The following is a 15,773-nucleotide window of genomic DNA, read 5'->3' on the forward strand; positions in this document are numbered from 1 at the left end:
GATTTATCATGGCTCGCCTGTTCCACGTCCCGCTTTCACCCTATTGCCGCAAGATTCGTCTGAGCCTTGCGGAGAAGAAGATTGAGGTGGAACTGGTCGAAGAGCGCTATTGGGAAAAAGACCCTGATTTCTTGCGACGCAATCCTGCGGGTAAGGTGCCTGTGTTGCGCCTTGACGGGATCATGATGTCGGAAAGTGCCGCGATCTGTGAATATATCGAAGAAACGCGGCCCGAACCGTCATTGTTGCCATCCGATCCGGCGCAAAAGCTGGAAGTGCGGCGGCTGGTAAGCTGGTTTGATGATAAATTCCACCATGAAGTTACCAGTAAATTGCTGTATGAACGGGTGAATAAAAAAATGATGAAAACGGGCTACCCGGATAGCAAGAACGTCAAGGCCGGAGCGCGGGCGATCAAGTTTCATCTGGGATATATGACCTGGTTGCTGGACCATCGCCGTTGGTTGGCGGGCGATACAATGACACTGGCGGATTTCGCCGCTGCTGCGCATCTGTCGTCGCTTGATTATATCTCGGATGTCGACTGGAACAGTTGTCCGGAGGTCAAGGACTGGTACGCGAAAATAAAATCACGTCCTGCGTTCAGATCCATTCTTGCGGATCAGGTTCCCGGATTTACGCCGCCGAAGCACTACAATAACCTCGATTTCTGATCGCACTTTCTCCGCTGGAGGTGAGGGGCAGTGCCTGCGGCGGAAATGAGTTTAAGGGAAAGATGAAGAATGGACCTTAAACAGCGATTGGTACGTGAAGCGCTGGATGCGGGATTTGTTGCCTGTCGGATATGCAAACCTGATGCCGTGCCCGAGGTGCCAGAGCGTCTGGGGGCGTTTCTGGCGGCTGGACATCATGGGCAAATGGGATGGATGGAAGAACGCGTTAGTTGGCGCGGCGATCCTTCGGTGCTGTGGCCCGAAGCGCGTTCCGTAATTATGTTGGCCGAGAGCTATGCGCCGGAATATGATCCGCTGGCAGTACTGGAGAAGCCGGAGTTGGGTGCGGTTTCCGCTTATGCGCAGGGGCGTGATTACCATGATGTTGTAAAGAAGCGGCTGAAGCGTCTGGCGCGGTGGCTGATTGCGCAGCAAGAGTGTCAGGTAAAAGTTTTTGTAGACACAGCGCCGGTACCGGAAAAGGCACTGGCGCAGGCAGCGGGACTTGGCTGGCAGGGCAAACACACGAACGTGGTAAGCCGAGAATGGGGGAATTGGGCCTTTTTAGGGTCTGTTTTTACCACGCTTGAGCTGGAACCGGATGAGGCAGAAGTGGATCGCTGTGGAAGCTGCACAGCCTGCCAGGAGGTCTGTCCGACCAACGCATTTCCGGAGCCCTACCGATTGGATGCAAGGAAATGCATTTCTTATCTGACAATTGAACATAAGGGACCGGTGGACGAGGAGCTGCGCAGGAAGTTGGGAAACCGGATTTACGGGTGTGACGATTGTCTGGCCGTCTGTCCGTGGAACAAGTTTGCCGTCGCAGCCAGTGATATCCGCTATCATGGCACTGCAGGGGGCACTTTGGCGGAGCTTGTAGAGCTGGATGATGCGGCGTTTCGAGCGCGATTTTCAGGGTCACCGGTCAAGCGGATCGGACGGGACAGGTTTGTACGCAATGTGCTTTATGCGATTGGAAATTCCAGCGATGTATCGCTGCGCGCTGCGGCGCAGGGATTGTGTGACGATCCTGATGATACCGTAAAGGATGCCGCGCGTTGGGCTGTGGCGCAACTGGCGCATCTGTGACGCTATTGGGCTGGTTTTGTTGTGGTGGTCCGGTAGGGGTTTCCGGATAAGGTAAAGGAGCATCCCATGGCGTTGCTTTTGGGCGTTGATACTGGTGGCACGTACACTGATGCGGTGATCATCCGTGATGAGACGGACGTGATTGCAAGTGCCAAGGCGCTGACGACGCGACACGATCTGGCAATTGGTGTCGGAGGTGCGGTGCGGGCGGTGTTGGCGCAATCCGGTGTGTCGGCTGGCGATATTGCGCTTGCATCGCTGTCCACGACCTTGGCCACAAACGCGTTGGTCGAGGGGCAGGGTGGGCGTGTTGCACTCATCTATATCGGTTTCAAAGAACGTGATCTGGAAGCGCACGGCCTGCTGGATGCGCTGAAAGGGGACCCGCATATTGTCCTGGCAGGGGGGCATAACCACGCAGGCGGTGAAGCTGCGCCTTTGGACGAGGCCGGATTGCATGCCTTTCTTGCCAAACATGGTGCGCAGGTTGGCGGATTTGCCGTTGCATCGCAGTTTGCCACGCGTAATCCGGCGCATGAGCTGCGAACTATGGCGCTGGTGGCTGAAATGACGGGGCGTCCGGTATCTGCCTCCCACCAGCTTTCGGCAAAGCTGAACGGGCCAAAACGCGCGATGACAGCGGTGCTGAATGCGCGCCTGATCGGCATGATAGACCGTCTGATCGGACGGGCGGAAGACACGCTTACTGCGCTGGGCATCCGTGCGCCGCTGATGGTTGTGCGGGGAGACGGCGCGTTGATCTCCAGCGCGCAGGCCCGTGAACGCCCTATCGAGACGATCCTGAGCGGTCCTGCGGCGTCTATTGTCGGCGCGCGATGGCTCACGGGGGTGGAGCGGGCGCTGGTGTCCGACATTGGCGGAACGACAACGGATGTTGCATTTCTGAGGGACGGGCGGCCGGCGATTGATCCGGCGGGTGCGCGCGTCGGACCTTACCGGACGATGGTGGAGGCCGTGGCGATGCGCACAACCGGTCTGGGTGGAGACAGCGAGGTGCATTTCCTGTCGGAGGGGTTGCAGGGTGGCGTTACCTTGGGGCCGCGCCGGTTGTTGCCTGTTTCCCTGATTGCGACGGAAGCACCCGAGGTAGTGCATGCGGCACTTGATGCACAATTGCGCAGCACCCTACCCGGAGAGCATGACGGAAGGTTCGTGCGGGGCGTTTCAGGCCAGACGGCTGAGGGTATCGGGCCGCGTGAGGAAACCCTGCTGGAACGGATCGGGGGAAAGGTGCATCCGCTGGGGGAGGTATTGCGATCGCGAATAGAGACAGGTGCGCTGAAACATCTGGTTGAGCGTGGTCTGGTTCAGCTGAGCGGCGTAACACCGTCAGATGCCAGCCATGTGTTGAGGTTGGCGACAGATTGGGACGTGGACGCGGCAGAGAAGGCGCTTGCGCTGTTCGGGCGGCGGCGCACGGGTGCGGGGGACAGGCTTGCGCCATCGCCAGCGGATATGGCGCGGATTGTGATTGCCCGGCTAGAGCATCAGACCGCATTGGTCCTGCTAGAGACTGCATTTTCCGAAGAAGAGACTGGTTTCGGAGATGATCCGGCTGTTTTGGCACGGCATGTTCTGATGCAGCGCGGTCTTGGCGGTCATGCCGGTCTGATCCGTCTCGAAACCGGATTGAGCGTACCTGTGGTCGGGCTTGGGGCCTCTGCCGAAGCCTATTATCCGGCAGTTGGCAAAAAACTGGGCTGTGAGATGATCCTGCCCGAGCATGCGGGTGTGGCCAATGCGATCGGCGCTGTAGTGGGACGTGTCACAATGCGGCAAGCCGGAACGGTGACCTCCCCGAGCGAAGGGCGTTTTCGCGTGCATCTATCCGAAGGGCCGCAGGATTTTACTGATCTGGAAGCGGCTCTTGCACGGCTTGAAGATGTTCTGCAATCCCGCGCGTTTGCGGCTGCCGAGGCAGCGGGTGCGGGTGACATCCAGATCAACATAACGCGTGATATCCGCACCGCAGGTGTCGAGCAGCGCGAAGTGTTCATTGAAGCCGACATCACCGTTGAAGCGTCAGGACGCCCGCGTGTTGCACAGGAACCCGTCGAGGAGGTTCGGATCTGACCCCGCCCACGCGGCAGGCAGGGTCACGATAGCGTTCTATTCTGCTGCGTCACGTTTTGGCAGCACCCAGTCGGGGCGGGGGAAGTGGCAGGTGTAGCCGTTGGGGATGCGCTCGAGATAATTCTGGTGCTCCGGTTCGGCTTCCCAGAAATCCGATACCGGCTCTACCTCGGTAACAACCTTGCCGGGCCAGATGCCGGAGGCTTCGATATCTGCGATGGTATCCAGTGCAACGGCTTTCTGGTCTTCGTCCTCATAATAAATCGCGGAGCGATAGCTCATCCCCATATCGTTGCCTTGACGGTTAACGGTTGTCGGATCGTGAATCTGGAAAAAAAGTTCCAGCAATTCGCGGTAGCTGAGGATGGATGGATCAAAGATCACTTCAATCGCCTCGGCGTGGGTGCCGTGATTACGATAGGTGGCATTTGGCACGTCACCGCCGGAATATCCTACGCGGGTTGAAACGACCCCTTTGCGTTTGCGGATCAGGTCCTGCATTCCCCAGAAACATCCGCCTGCCAAAACTGCGCGTTGATTGCTCATGCGACGTCCTCCACTTGATCAATATACTGCCCGTATCCTTCGGCCTCCATGTCGTCGCGGTGAATAAATCGCAATGACGCCGAATTGATGCAATAGCGCAAACCGCCACGATCAGGTGGTCCGTCAGGGAACACGTGGCCAAGATGGCTGTCGCCGTGGGTGCTGCGCACTTCGGTGCGTACCATTCCGAGAGAGGCATCGGTGAGTTCCTTTACATGGGCCGGTTCGATGGCCTTGGTAAAGCTGGGCCAGCCGCAGCCGCTTTCGTATTTGTCCGAAGACGCGAAAAGCGGTTCTCCCGATACGATATCAACGTAAATTCCGGGCTCTTTATTGGCGAGCAGTTTACCTGTTCCGGGACGTTCTGTTCCGTTCTCTTGGGTGACATGAAATTCTTCGGGCGATAGGGTTGCGATGACATCGGGATTCTTGGTGTACTCGGCCATTGGGGGCTCCTTGCGCTGGTCTTGTTTCACTAGATGGTGTTTTTGCGCAAAAATCAAAGGGCAGGCGGGCGGGGATTGGCAAAACTGTTTGTGATCCCGCTGCAATGTTCGTGCGTAAGACAAACAGGAGGACTTTTTATGCGACTGTTTTTCGGGATAATCTTTTCACTGCTTTCTGGTGTTGCCGTAGCTGCGCCGCAGGATGCGGTGTTTGCATCCATAGACGGTGGAGAAATCACGATTTCGGATTTCGCCGGCCATCCGGTGCTGGTTGTGAACACAGCGTCGCAATGCGCGTTCACACGTCAATATAAGGGCTTGCAGGCGCTTTATGATCGCTATCGTGATCAGGGTCTGGTTGTGCTTGCTGTACCGTCGGATGACTTCAATCAGGAACTGGACAGTGCCGCCGAAGTGAAAGAGTTTTGTGAGGTGAATTTCAATCTAACGCTGCCGATGACTGACCTGACCCCCGTTCGCGGGAAGGCTGCGCATCCGTTTTACAAGGATGTAAAAGCCGAAACTGGATTTTCGCCGCGCTGGAATTTCAACAAAGTGCTTATTGGACCGGACGGAAAGGTTGTCGCGACATGGGGCGCGGCTGCGCCACCTGAAAAAGGGGTGATACCCCGCGAGATCGAAAAGATTCTGAATTAGATTCTCTTGTTCGGGCCCGACATACTAGACCGTGCGCTGGCGCGAAATTTGTACTGCAAGAATTCCCGCAGCAATGATTGCAACGCCGATAATATCACGCGACCCTAATGTTTCCCCCAGTAGAACAGCAGCGATGGCCACACCGAAGAACGGATTGAGAAAGTGGAAAGTTGCTGCGCGGGTGGCACCGATTCGACCCACGAGCAAAAACCATATCCATGTTGCCAGCAGACCGGGGACAAGACAGGTATAGATAAACGCCAGTGCCAATGGCCAGCTGGGTGTCACGCGGGGCGTTTCGAACAAAAGTGTTGCGATGGTTAGTGCAACACAACCAACCAGCATCTGTAAGCCGACAACCATCAAAAGATTACCGCCCGATGAGGCACCGCGCACTGTGAGCGTGGCAATGGTCAGTGCCAGGACACCAACGAAACAGATCGCGACACCGGTCAGGTCAACACCGCCTGAAATGCGTGTGCCCATGATCAGGGCGACACCTGTGATGCCGGTCACCAGACCGATAATGCCGAGCGGTCCCAGCTTGTCACCCAAAAACAGCCATGCGGCCAGTGCGACCATCAGCGGCATCGTCGAAGCGATAATTGCGGCAAGTGATGCTTCGACGGTCTGCATCGCCACAAAGAAAAAGCCGAGGTAGATCGCGTTCTGCAATACGCCGAAGATTATCGTCGCGCGCCATTGGGGTGCGGTCAATCGCCAGCTTTGGCCAAAGGCCAGAGCCAGCCCGACACCGATCAGACCGGACAAAAGATAGCGCAATGAAAGGGCAAACAATGGCGATGCATCCGCAACGATGATCCGCGCGGACGTGAACGCAGAAGACCACATAAGGGCAAAGGCAAGGCCCAGTCCGATAGCGCGTAAATCCATAATGGTGTTGCCTTGTGCCTGATGTGTCGTGCGGACAATCGGGCAGTTCACTGTAAAGAGCAACCGGTGCCTAATGCGTATCGAACAACAGATTCAAGCGCGCGCCGTCTGGCGTTAGGTCATTGGACAGTGTGCCACCAAGCTTGGAGGCAGCGGCGGCGACAAGGCTGCTGCCAATTCCGCCGATCTTGCTTGGTTCTGGTGGTGGTGCTGTCGAGCCTGCACCATTGTCAGAAGCGACCAGTTGAAGGCTGTTGTCATCTGCTGAGGTCAGCTGGATATTTATTTTGCCGGTATCGCGATCCTTAAAGCCGTGCTTGATCGAGTTGGCGACAAATTCTGATAGGATTATACCGATATCGGATGCGAAGCTAAAGGGAAGAGAGACGGGATCGACCGTATGGTTAAGCACAATTCCATGCGGTGTTGTTACGCGCAGGCTCTCCATCAATTGATCAATGTAGGCATTCATTTCTACCCGCCCCGAGGCACTGGAATTCTGCAACTGTTCATGCAGGGCGGACATGCCATCAATTCTGCGCTGGACCGCTGACAAGGCATCGCGGGCGGTTTCGTCTTCTACGTTGCGCAAATACAGCCGGATCATGGAGGACGTGGCCTGCAGGGAGTTCTTGATCCGGTGGTCCATTTCGGCACGCAGAATTTCTTCGTTTCTCAATGCGCGCTGAAGTTCGAACTGCTTCATCACCTGCTTTGCCAGAACACGCAGAGCTTTGCGTTGCAGATCGGTCAGGGAGCGCGGATGGTTGTCGAGTACACAAAGTGTACCCAACGGCAGCCCATCCGACCCGATCAGGCGCGCACCAGCATAAAATCGCAACCCCGGATCATCAAGACACAGCGGGTTATCCGCCATGCGCGGATCGGCCAGAGTATCGGGAATTTCTACAAAGTCGTCCTGAAGGATGACATGGGAACATATGGAGGTTTCCACCGGAGTTTCACGCACGCCCAGCCCTACTTCGGCTTTGAACCACTGACGCGATTCATCAATGATGTTGATCACTGAAATAGGGGTTTCGCATATTTGCGAGGCCAGCTCGACGATCTGGTCATAGTCGCTTTCACGTGGTGTATCCAGAATGCCGTACCGCTCTAGACTGCGCAAGCGGTCCGATTGTTGGGGGTGCTTTTCAGCGCGCATAGGTCATCCTGTGTACTAAAATTATTTTCAGAAAATAGCCCGATACAGCCCAAAAACAATATTTAATATTTTCGACCTACTGTTCAAAAAAATGGGTCGCACTGAGGCGACCCAAATTGAAACTCTCCGGAAGAAAGAGGGCTTAGCCGTTCACGCTGTCTTTCAGCGCTTTGGCGATGGTCATTTTCACAACCTTGTCTGCTTCTTTCTTGAACTGCTCACCGGTCGCAGGGTTGCGAACCATCCGTTCAGGGCGTTCACGGCAATAGATTTTGCCAACACCGGGAAGTGTTACGGCGCCGCCGCCTGCGACTTCCTTTGTGATCAGCGCGCAAACCGCATCGAGCGCGCTGGATGCTGCTTTTTTATCGGTGCCCATTTCCTCGGCCAATGCGGCGACGAGCTGTGTTTTTGTCATTGGTTTAGTTGTCATTTTATCTCCTCGACTGCCCGAATGTTGGGCCTCATTTGCGGAATGTAACGGTATGTTGTGAGCAAATACAACGAAGAGTGAAGATAATTCCGACGAAATATAAGGTTTTCTGCGATTTTCTGCCTTTTTGACGCCCTACAGAAAGGCAGTTTCGTCAAACGAGCGCAATTTACGGCTGTGAATCCGTTCAAGCGGCATGTTGCGCAGCAGTTCCATCGCACGGATTCCGATCATCAGATGGCGTGAAACCTGTGTTTTATAGAAATCCGACGCCATTCCGGGCAGCTTCAATTCACCGTGCAAGGGTTTGTCGGAAACACATAGCAGTGTGCCGTAGGGGACGCGGAAACGGTATCCGTTGGCGGCGATTGTTGCGCTCTCCATATCCAGCGCAATGGCGCGCGACTGGCTTAGACGCTGCACAGGGCCGGATTGGTCGCGCAGTTCCCAGTTGCGGTTGTCGATGGTGGCAACCGTCCCGGTACGCATAATGCGCTTCAACTCGTATCCCTCCAGTTGGGTGACCTGCGCCAGTGCTTGTTCCAGCGCAATCTGGATTTCAGCCAGCGGCGGGATCGGCACCCAGACGGGCAGATCATCATCCAGAACGTGATCTTCGCGCAGATAAGCGTGGGCGAGCACAAAATCGCCAAGCTTTTGACTGTTGCGCAATCCGGCGCAATGGCCAACCATCAACCACGCGTGCGGCCGCAGGACCGCGATGTGATCGGTTGCGGTTTTGGCGTTGGACGGGCCGACCCCGATGTTCACCAGCGTAATACCGGAGCCGTCCTTGCGTTTGAGGTGATACGTTGGCATTTGCGGCAGCTTTGCCGACACTTCTATCGGGGCATCGCCATCGGTGATTTCCTGATCCCCAGTGGAAACGAACGAAGTATAGCCGCTGGCGGGATCGCGCAACATGGCACGGGCGAAATCTTCGAATTCGGCTACGTAGAACTGATAGTTCGTAAACAAAACGTGGCACTGGAAGTGATCGGGATCTGTAGCGGTATAATGCGACAACCGCGCAAGAGAATAATCTACGCGCTGTGCGGTGAAAGGTGCCAAAGGGCCGACGCCGTCAAGCGGCACATAGGTGCCGTTAACGATATCATCATTGGTTGTGGACAGGTCAGGTACATCGAACACATCGCGTAGGGTGAATTCCGCCGCGCCTTCTTGGGGAACCGTGATGCCGTCTTCGTTGGTCATCGCAAAATGCAGCGGGATCGGCGTATCCGATGCCCCAACGATGACAGGCTGGCCGTGGTTTTCAATAATCAGGCCGATTTGCTGGATCAGGTAATTTCTGAATAAATCGGGCCGCGTGATTGTGCTGGCATACGTGCCGGGAGTAGAGACATGCCCGAAGCTGAGCCGTGTATCGACCTGCGCAAAGGAGGATGTCGTAAAACGTACTTCGGGATAGAATGCGCGGATACGGGTGTCTGGTGGTGTGCTGGACATCGCATTGGTGAATTCGGTCCGCAAAAAACTGACTGCCTGATCATAAAGCGCGGTCAGCCGGTCAACGGCAGCGGTTGCATCTGTAAAGGCTTCGGCTTGCAACGCAACGGGCGTGAGGGTCTGATACTGCTTCATCTTGGTGTTTCTCAATCCTTGGAATTGAACAGGGTGCCGATTTTATCCATGATCGCTTGTGAGGTGTCGTCATCCTTTAGGTCAAGCGACTCGATCCTGCGCATAAGTTCAAGTTCATAAGCCAGATCTTTTTCGTCGGGTTCCGGTGTTACCGTTGCGATCCAGCGGGCAAACGGATCTGTCGTATCGGGATCATGATATCCGGCAAACCTTCTGATACCGATGTCGGCGGCAGTTTCTGGCATATCAATATCGAACCTGTCCTTAAGATATCCTTGCAGGTCTAAGGGTAGCACCGGCTGATCCTCTTTCCCGAAATCTGCGAGGCTTGGGACGCCATGATATTCGAGATAGGCTTGCATCGGGGAGATGTCTGTTTGATCCAGTGCCCCCGGTTCGGGGTAACCCATAGCAAGGAATTGCATCAGGATCAGGGGATCGTCGGCGATGATGCCCAGACTGTCATGCCCGATGTGGACAAACTGCTGTTTGCCCGCCTCGTCCAGCCAGATCGCCACACGACCACCATCGCCCGAGGTTTCGCCAAACTCGAATATGCGCCTGTCGATAGCGGGGTCAGGTGTCGACCAATGGCTGGTGTAGGGCAGGGTTGTTCCCGCAAACGCGACATGGCTGGCAAGGGGGTGGTTTTGAAGCTCTGGCGGATAGATCAACAGTACCTTATCCTCGGGCGCGCCATTGCGGCGCACCTTGTACCAGCCTTGATCCTCGATCCAGTCGAAAGTTTCGATAATCTCAGGGGAAAGTTTCACCCAGTCAGGCATGAGTTCGGCGAGGTTTCGGGCAAAGGTTTTCATGTGACAATTACGTCCACAAATTCAAAAGTGCGCACATCGACAAGGCCCAGATCGGATATCCGCAATTCGGGGATCACGACAAGCGCCAGCAGGGAGTGTTGCATATACGCATTGTTGAGGGTGCAACCGCAATCGCGCATGGCTTCCATCACGGCATCGGTTTTCGCTGCTACCTCGGCGGCCGGGCTATCCGACATCAGGCCGGCGATCGGCAGGTCGATTGTGGCCAGTTCCATACCGTTTTTGAAGACAGTAATGCCGCCGCCCAGCGCGCGCAGATGATTTGCTGCCAGCGCCATGTTGCCGGTATCGGTTCCCACAACAATCATATGGTGGCTGTCATGCGCCACGGTTGAGGCCATTGCCATTTCCCCAGTATAACCAAACCCCGACACCAGCGCATTGACCACGCCACCGGTGGCGCGGTGCCGTTCCACCAACGCAATCTGGCAAACATCACCGTGCGCTGTCACGCGGCCTTCGGTGACGGGCAGTTCAAACTGAAGCGCCTTGGTAGGTGCCTGGTTTTCGACCACGCCAATTACGTTGGCAGTGACTGAATTTGCTCCGGCGGGGGCGGTGATGGTGAAATCATCGAGTGACAGATCAGCGGCCATATTGACCGTCTGGCGCGCATGTTCGGGCCAGTTGAAATGCGGGCAGTCCACAAGGCATACTCCGTCCTGCGCCACGATTTCTCCGCGCGCGATGACTGTTTCAACCGGCAATGTGCGCAAGTCTGATGACAGGATTACATCGGCCCGCCGACCGGGCGTAAGCGACCCTATCTCGCGTTCCAGCCCGAAGTGGGTAGCGGTATTTATTGTCGCCATTTGCAGCGCTACCAGCGGATCACAGCCACAGTCGATGGCATGGCGCACAACGCGGTTCATGTGCCCATCATTGACCAGCGTGGCAGAATGACAATCATCGGTACACAGGATCATGTTGCGTGGATCAAGGCCGCGCTCGGTTATTGCGGTGATCTGGCTTTCTACGTCATACCACGCAGAGCCTAGCCGGATCATCGCCCGCATTCCCTGCCGCATGCGCGCGATCGCGTCCGCCTCACAGGTGCCTTCGTGATCATCAGCGGGGCCGCCTGCGACATAAGCTGCGAAGGCAGGCCCGAGATCGGGAGAGGCATAGTGCCCCCCCACAGTCTTGTCTGCACGTTGGGTGGCGGCAATTTCGGCCAGCATTTGCGGATCGGCGTTGCTGACACCGGGAAAGTTCATCATTTCACCCAGTCCGATGATGCCCGGCCATTGCATTGCCTCGGCCACATCATCGGCGGTGATCTCGTAGCCTGTTGTTTCCATACCCGGCGCGCTGGGCGCGCAGGATGGCATCTGGGTAAAGATATTCACAGGCTGCATCAGCGCTTCGTCATGCATCATGCGCACGCCGCTCAGCCCCAGTACATTGGCGATCTCATGCGGATCTGTGAACATGCTTGTGGTGCCGTGGGGGATCACGGCACGTGCAAATTCAGCGGGGGTAAGCATGCCGCTTTCGATGTGCATATGCCCGTCGCACAGGCCGGGGATCATATAGCGCCCCCGTGCCTCGATGATTTCGGTCTGTGGCCCTTTGCAGTGATCCGCACAGAGCCCGACAAAGGCGATGCGCCCTTTTACGATTGCGATGTCGTGATCAGGTAATGCTTCGCGGGTGTGGACGTTTACCCAGATGCCGCCCTTGATGATCATATCAGCAGGCGCGCGGCCAGCGGCGACATTAACCAGATCGGCGGCCACATCGGGCCATGAGGGGAAAGTTGCTTGTGTCATGTCCCAATATTTCACAGGGTTGGTTCAGGTACAAGCGGGGGAAACGACGCAATGGATTATGACAGTGTTGGTGCTGCCGTGTTTGGCCAATCTTTGTGCGGCATGGGCGTGAATTTGCTGGTGAAAGATGTAAGCGCCCAAGTGGCCTTTCTAGAGACTGTTTTTGACATGAAGTCCCATCAACCAACTGCGGATTTCGCGATTATGGTGTATGGTAACAATGTTTTTCAGGTGCACAGTGACGGGACGTACCACGCAAATCCGTTACTGGGGCTTGTGCCGGAAACCCCGCCCCGTGGGGGTGGCATTGAGCTGAGGCTCTATGACACTGATCCCGATACCGCGTGTAAACGTGCCGAAGACGCGGGCGCGACGATTTTGCAAGCACCCGCTGACAAGCCGCATGGCCTGCGCGAAGCCTATATCCTTTGCGACAACGGGTATGCTTGGGTGCCTAGCAAGCCGTTAAATCAGATCAAATAATGTCGCAGACGGAACGGACGGGCCGGGTGCGCACAGGTTCTGTAAAGACTGAGAAAGGGAGAACGTGATGAATATCGCCGAGCGCAAGCCGAACATGGCCCACTGGCAGGAACGTGTCGATCTGGCGGCGGCGTTTCGCTGGACCGCGCGGTTGGACATGCATGAAAGCGTTGCCAATCATTTCTCTCTCGCGGTGAATGACGATGGCACACAGTTTTTGATGAACCCGAACCAGATGCATTTCAGCCGTATCAAAGCGAGTGATTTACTGTTGATTGACGCGAATGATCCAGAAACGCTTGAAGGCCCGAATGCACCTGATCCAACAGCGTGGGGTTTGCACGGCGGCGTGCACCGTGCCTGCGGCCACGCGCGCTGCGTGATGCACGTTCATTCAATCTTTGCGACTGTGTTGGCATGTTTGCAAGACAGCCGTCTGCCGCCGATTGACCAGAATTGTTGCACCTTTTTCAATCGTGTCGTGATTGATGAAGAATACGGCGGGCTGGCGTTTGAGGATGAGGGCGCGCGCTGCGCAAAGCTGCTGACTGACCCGAAGCAAAAAGTGATGGTCATGGGCAGTCATGGCGTGATGGTGATTGGCGATACCGTGGCCGAGACATTCAACCGCCTGTATTATTTCGAGCGCGCGGCAGAGACGTATATCCGCGCATTGCAAACGGGTATGCCACTGCGGCGCATCAGTAACGAAATCGCAGAAAAGACTGCCCGAGAACTGGAAGAATATCCAGAGCAGGACGCGCGCCATCTGGCGGAGCTGAAGGCGATTTTGGACAGCGAACAATCGGATTACGCACAATGAGCCGTACCGAGTGGAATCATGCGCCCAAGGGCGCCATCCCCGTATCACCCCTGTGGCAATGGCCCCCGCGCCCATTGAAGGTGCTCAAATGGTACGCCGACGGTTGGTTTCCGCTGACAATCAATCTGGGCATTCTGGCGCTGGCTTTTCTAAGCTGGGCGCTGTTCAGCCCAACGTTAGAGACAGCGACAACGCCCGGTTTGTGGGTGTTGGGCATCTGGTTGCGCAATGCGGTGATCATCACGCTGCTTGCAGGGGGGTTACACCTTTGGTTCCACGCCTATGCGGTGCAGGGGACAGATTACAAATACGACCCACGTCCGTTTCCGCGCAAAGGGCGGATGTTTTCTTTCTCGGACCAATTGAAAGATAACATGTTCTGGACAATCGCATCCGGCGTCACGGTCTGGAGCCTGTTTGAAACATTCGCGTGGTGGGGTTTGGCCACAGGCGTGCTGCCGCAAACAACATTTGCGCAAACACCGATTTGGTTCGTTGCCTTCTTCTTTCTCATTCCCGTCTGGGAGAGCTTTTATTTTTACTGGATACACCGATTGCTGCACACAAATGCGCTGTACCGGTTTCACGCGCTGCATCACCGCAACACCGACGTTGGCCCTTGGTCCGGCCTGTCAATGCATCCGGTTGAGCATGTGATGTATTTCGGAACGGTGCTTATCCATCTGGTCCTGCCCAGCAGCCCCGTTCACGTCATTTTCCATCTGATGTTCTACGCGTTGCTGGCAGTCACTTCCCACACCGGTTTTGAAGGTCTGTGGTTTCGCAACAAAAAACGCGTGCATCTGGGGATGTTCCACCACCAGTTACATCACCGCTATTTCGAGGTGAACTACGGCAATCTGGATGTACCATGGGACAAGTTGTTCGGCTCATTCCATGACGGAACCGAGGCGGGTAAAACGATGATGCGCGAACGCTTTAAAAGCAGGAAAAGATGATGATTTACGGACTGACCGAAGAACACCAGATGATTGCGGATACGGTCCGTTCGTTTGTGGAGAAGGAGATTTACCCTCACGAAGAGTTGGTAGAGCGCACTGGGGAGGTGCCCCAGGAGATCGCCCAGGAGATCAAAAAAAAGACAATCGATCTGGGTTTTTATGCCTGCAACTTCCCTGAAAGTGTTGGCTGCGCGGGGCTGAACCATGTCGAATTTGCGCTGGTTGAACGTGAATTAGGACGCGGCTCAATGGCGCTGAACCATTTTTTTGGGCGGCCACAAAATATTCTGATGGCCTGTGAGGGGGAGCAGATCGAACGCTATCTAATGCCGGCAGTGCGTGGTGAGCGGATGGATGCGCTTGCCATGACCGAACCGGGAGCAGGCTCGGACGTGCGGGGCATGAAATGCAATGCTGTTCGGGACGGAGGCGACTGGGTCGTAAACGGCACCAAGCACTTCATCTCGGGCGCGGATCACGCTGACTTTATCATTGTGTTTATCGCAACAGGTGAAGACCAGACACCAAAAGGCCCCAAGAAACGTATCACAGCCTTTCTTGTGGATCGTGGCACTCAAGGGTTCACAATCCGTGACGGTTATAAGTCGGTAAGCCACCGTGGTTATAAAAACATGATACTCGAATTTGACGATTGCCGCCTGCCTGACGCGCAAGTTTTGGGTGAAGTTGATAGTGGATTCGAGGTGATGAACACATGGCTCTACGCCACGCGTATTACTGTCGCTACGATGAGCGTGGGCCGCGCAAGACGGGTGTTTGATTACGCACTAACCTATGCTGCCGAGCGTGAGCAATTTGGCCAGAAAATCGGCAAGTTTCAAGGCGTTTCATTCCAATTGGCGGATATGATTACAGAGATTGACGCCGCCGATCTCTTAACGCTCGCCGCTGCGGACAGACTGGATAAAAAGATCCCCGCAAACCGCGAGATTGCGAGTGCAAAACTCTATGCAAGCGAGATGCTCGCAAGGGTGACCGATGCAGCAATTCAGGTTCATGGCGGTATGGGTTTAATGGATGACTATCCCCTAGAACGATTCTGGAGGGATGCACGCGTCGAGCGGATATGGGATGGAACCTCCGAGATTCAGCGACACATTATCAGCCGCGAAATGTTGAGAGCACTGGGCGCATGATAAATCCATGTCTGCGCGAATATTGCAAGATGATGGGGTACCAGTCCCCCATCGGCCTTTGGCCGATTCCCCCAGGGATATTTTTAGCCAAAAGAAGTAGGGGAGCCCACAGAGGAGCCCCCCTCGAAAAA

The 15,773-nt window shown here is 55.6% G+C and carries 16 protein-coding genes; 8 read left to right on the forward strand and 8 right to left on the reverse strand.

The window, feature by feature from the left end; genetic code table 11:
* Nucleotides 1-8: 8 nt before the first annotated feature.
* The 3 genes from fzlA to OS189_RS06510 all read left to right on the forward strand — a co-directional run bounded on the left by fzlA (nucleotide 9) and on the right by OS189_RS06510 (nucleotide 3,860).
* Nucleotides 9-674 (forward strand): FtsZ-binding protein FzlA, encoded by a 666-nt coding sequence (gene fzlA, locus OS189_RS06500; RefSeq protein ID WP_267166476.1) that lies wholly within the window; start codon nucleotides 9-11, stop codon nucleotides 672-674.
* Between the two features lie 69 nt (nucleotides 675-743).
* Complete coding sequence (gene queG, locus OS189_RS06505; protein ID WP_267166477.1) at nucleotides 744-1,766, forward strand: tRNA epoxyqueuosine(34) reductase QueG; 1,023 nt, start codon at nucleotides 744-746, stop codon at nucleotides 1,764-1,766.
* Nucleotides 1,767-1,832: 66 nt separating this feature from the next.
* Entirely contained in the window at nucleotides 1,833-3,860 is a 2,028-nt protein-coding gene (locus OS189_RS06510) for a hydantoinase/oxoprolinase N-terminal domain-containing protein (RefSeq protein ID WP_267166478.1), read from the forward strand.
* 36 nt (nucleotides 3,861-3,896) lie between these two features.
* Here OS189_RS06510 and msrA read toward each other — a convergent pair whose 3' ends face one another.
* Complete coding sequence (gene msrA, locus OS189_RS06515; protein WP_267166479.1) at nucleotides 3,897-4,406, reverse strand: peptide-methionine (S)-S-oxide reductase MsrA; 510 nt, start codon at nucleotides 4,404-4,406, stop codon at nucleotides 3,897-3,899.
* Nucleotides 4,403-4,852 (reverse strand): peptide-methionine (R)-S-oxide reductase MsrB, encoded by a 450-nt coding sequence (msrB, locus tag OS189_RS06520; protein ID WP_267166480.1) that lies wholly within the window; start codon nucleotides 4,850-4,852, stop codon nucleotides 4,403-4,405. Before msrB ends, msrA begins: the two co-directional genes overlap by 4 nt.
* Nucleotides 4,853-4,990: 138 nt before the next feature.
* Here msrB and OS189_RS06525 point away from each other — a divergent pair, with 138 nt between their 5' ends.
* Entirely contained in the window at nucleotides 4,991-5,509 is a 519-nt protein-coding gene (locus tag OS189_RS06525; protein ID WP_267166481.1) for a glutathione peroxidase, read from the forward strand.
* A 24-nt stretch (nucleotides 5,510-5,533) separates the two neighbouring features.
* On the opposite strand, the gene OS189_RS06530 is transcribed toward OS189_RS06525, so the two are convergent.
* From OS189_RS06530 to ade, 6 genes are all read right to left on the reverse strand, one after another.
* Nucleotides 5,534-6,403, reverse strand: coding sequence for a DMT family transporter (locus OS189_RS06530; protein ID WP_267166482.1), 870 nt, complete (start codon nucleotides 6,401-6,403; stop codon nucleotides 5,534-5,536).
* Between the two features lie 70 nt (nucleotides 6,404-6,473).
* Complete coding sequence (locus OS189_RS06535; protein ID WP_267166483.1) at nucleotides 6,474-7,568, reverse strand: histidine kinase dimerization/phosphoacceptor domain -containing protein; 1,095 nt, start codon at nucleotides 7,566-7,568, stop codon at nucleotides 6,474-6,476.
* Between the two features lie 142 nt (nucleotides 7,569-7,710).
* On the reverse strand, nucleotides 7,711-8,001 hold the full coding sequence (locus OS189_RS06540) for an HU family DNA-binding protein (protein WP_267166484.1): 291 nt from the start codon (nucleotides 7,999-8,001) through the stop codon (nucleotides 7,711-7,713).
* 135 nt (nucleotides 8,002-8,136) lie between these two features.
* Entirely contained in the window at nucleotides 8,137-9,606 is a 1,470-nt protein-coding gene (locus OS189_RS06545) for an AMP nucleosidase (protein WP_267166485.1), read from the reverse strand.
* An 11-nt stretch (nucleotides 9,607-9,617) separates the two neighbouring features.
* Nucleotides 9,618-10,424: a hypothetical protein gene (locus OS189_RS06550; RefSeq protein WP_267166486.1), complete on the reverse strand. Its 807-nt coding sequence runs from the start codon at nucleotides 10,422-10,424 to the stop codon at nucleotides 9,618-9,620.
* A complete protein-coding gene (gene ade / locus OS189_RS06555; protein WP_267166487.1) occupies nucleotides 10,421-12,217 on the reverse strand; it encodes an adenine deaminase in 1,797 nt (598 codons plus the stop codon). Before ade ends, OS189_RS06550 begins: the two co-directional genes overlap by 4 nt.
* A gap of 51 nt (nucleotides 12,218-12,268) precedes the next feature.
* Between ade and OS189_RS06560 the strand changes: the two genes are divergently transcribed.
* The 4 genes from OS189_RS06560 (at nucleotide 12,269) to OS189_RS06575 (ending at nucleotide 15,642) form a co-directional block, all read left to right on the forward strand.
* Nucleotides 12,269-12,700 carry a VOC family protein gene (locus tag OS189_RS06560; RefSeq protein WP_267166488.1) on the forward strand — a complete coding sequence of 144 codons (432 nt, stop codon included), beginning with the start codon at nucleotides 12,269-12,271 and terminating at the stop codon, nucleotides 12,698-12,700.
* Nucleotides 12,701-12,767: 67 nt separating this feature from the next.
* On the forward strand, nucleotides 12,768-13,523 hold the full coding sequence (locus OS189_RS06565) for a class II aldolase and adducin N-terminal domain-containing protein (protein WP_267166489.1): 756 nt from the start codon (nucleotides 12,768-12,770) through the stop codon (nucleotides 13,521-13,523).
* Nucleotides 13,520-14,482 (forward strand): sterol desaturase family protein, encoded by a 963-nt coding sequence (locus tag OS189_RS06570; protein WP_267166490.1) that lies wholly within the window; start codon nucleotides 13,520-13,522, stop codon nucleotides 14,480-14,482. The genes OS189_RS06565 and OS189_RS06570 overlap by 4 nt, the downstream gene beginning before the upstream one ends.
* On the forward strand, nucleotides 14,482-15,642 hold the full coding sequence (locus tag OS189_RS06575; protein WP_267166491.1) for an acyl-CoA dehydrogenase family protein: 1,161 nt from the start codon (nucleotides 14,482-14,484) through the stop codon (nucleotides 15,640-15,642). The genes OS189_RS06570 and OS189_RS06575 overlap by 1 nt, the downstream gene beginning before the upstream one ends.
* The last annotated feature ends 131 nt before the right edge of the window (nucleotides 15,643-15,773 follow it).

The organism is Sulfitobacter sp. F26169L (genome assembly GCF_026410285.1).
Taxonomy (GTDB): domain Bacteria; phylum Pseudomonadota; class Alphaproteobacteria; order Rhodobacterales; family Rhodobacteraceae; genus Sulfitobacter.

What these genes read in the sequence shown, in the direction of transcription:
- msrA (WP_267166479.1), bottom strand. Translation starts at nt 4,406, where the DNA reads ATGAGCAATCAACGCGCAGTTTTGGCAGGCGGATGTTTCTGGGGAATG.
- OS189_RS06575 (WP_267166491.1), top strand. Translation starts at nt 14,482, where the DNA reads ATGATTTACGGACTGACCGAAGAACACCAGATGATTGCGGATACGGTC.
- fzlA (WP_267166476.1), top strand. Translation starts at nt 9, where the DNA reads ATGGCTCGCCTGTTCCACGTCCCGCTTTCACCCTATTGCCGCAAGATT.
- msrB (WP_267166480.1), bottom strand. Translation starts at nt 4,852, where the DNA reads ATGGCCGAGTACACCAAGAATCCCGATGTCATCGCAACCCTATCGCCC.
- OS189_RS06530 (WP_267166482.1), bottom strand. Translation starts at nt 6,403, where the DNA reads ATGGATTTACGCGCTATCGGACTGGGCCTTGCCTTTGCCCTTATGTGG.
- OS189_RS06540 (WP_267166484.1), bottom strand. Translation starts at nt 8,001, where the DNA reads ATGACAACTAAACCAATGACAAAAACACAGCTCGTCGCCGCATTGGCC.
- OS189_RS06550 (WP_267166486.1), bottom strand. Translation starts at nt 10,424, where the DNA reads ATGAAAACCTTTGCCCGAAACCTCGCCGAACTCATGCCTGACTGGGTG.
- OS189_RS06560 (WP_267166488.1), top strand. Translation starts at nt 12,269, where the DNA reads ATGGATTATGACAGTGTTGGTGCTGCCGTGTTTGGCCAATCTTTGTGC.
- OS189_RS06570 (WP_267166490.1), top strand. Translation starts at nt 13,520, where the DNA reads ATGAGCCGTACCGAGTGGAATCATGCGCCCAAGGGCGCCATCCCCGTA.
- OS189_RS06545 (WP_267166485.1), bottom strand. Translation starts at nt 9,606, where the DNA reads ATGAAGCAGTATCAGACCCTCACGCCCGTTGCGTTGCAAGCCGAAGCC.
- ade (WP_267166487.1), bottom strand. Translation starts at nt 12,217, where the DNA reads ATGACACAAGCAACTTTCCCCTCATGGCCCGATGTGGCCGCCGATCTG.
- OS189_RS06525 (WP_267166481.1), top strand. Translation starts at nt 4,991, where the DNA reads ATGCGACTGTTTTTCGGGATAATCTTTTCACTGCTTTCTGGTGTTGCC.
- OS189_RS06510 (WP_267166478.1), top strand. Translation starts at nt 1,833, where the DNA reads ATGGCGTTGCTTTTGGGCGTTGATACTGGTGGCACGTACACTGATGCG.
- OS189_RS06565 (WP_267166489.1), top strand. Translation starts at nt 12,768, where the DNA reads ATGAATATCGCCGAGCGCAAGCCGAACATGGCCCACTGGCAGGAACGT.
- queG (WP_267166477.1), top strand. Translation starts at nt 744, where the DNA reads ATGGACCTTAAACAGCGATTGGTACGTGAAGCGCTGGATGCGGGATTT.
- OS189_RS06535 (WP_267166483.1), bottom strand. Translation starts at nt 7,568, where the DNA reads ATGCGCGCTGAAAAGCACCCCCAACAATCGGACCGCTTGCGCAGTCTA.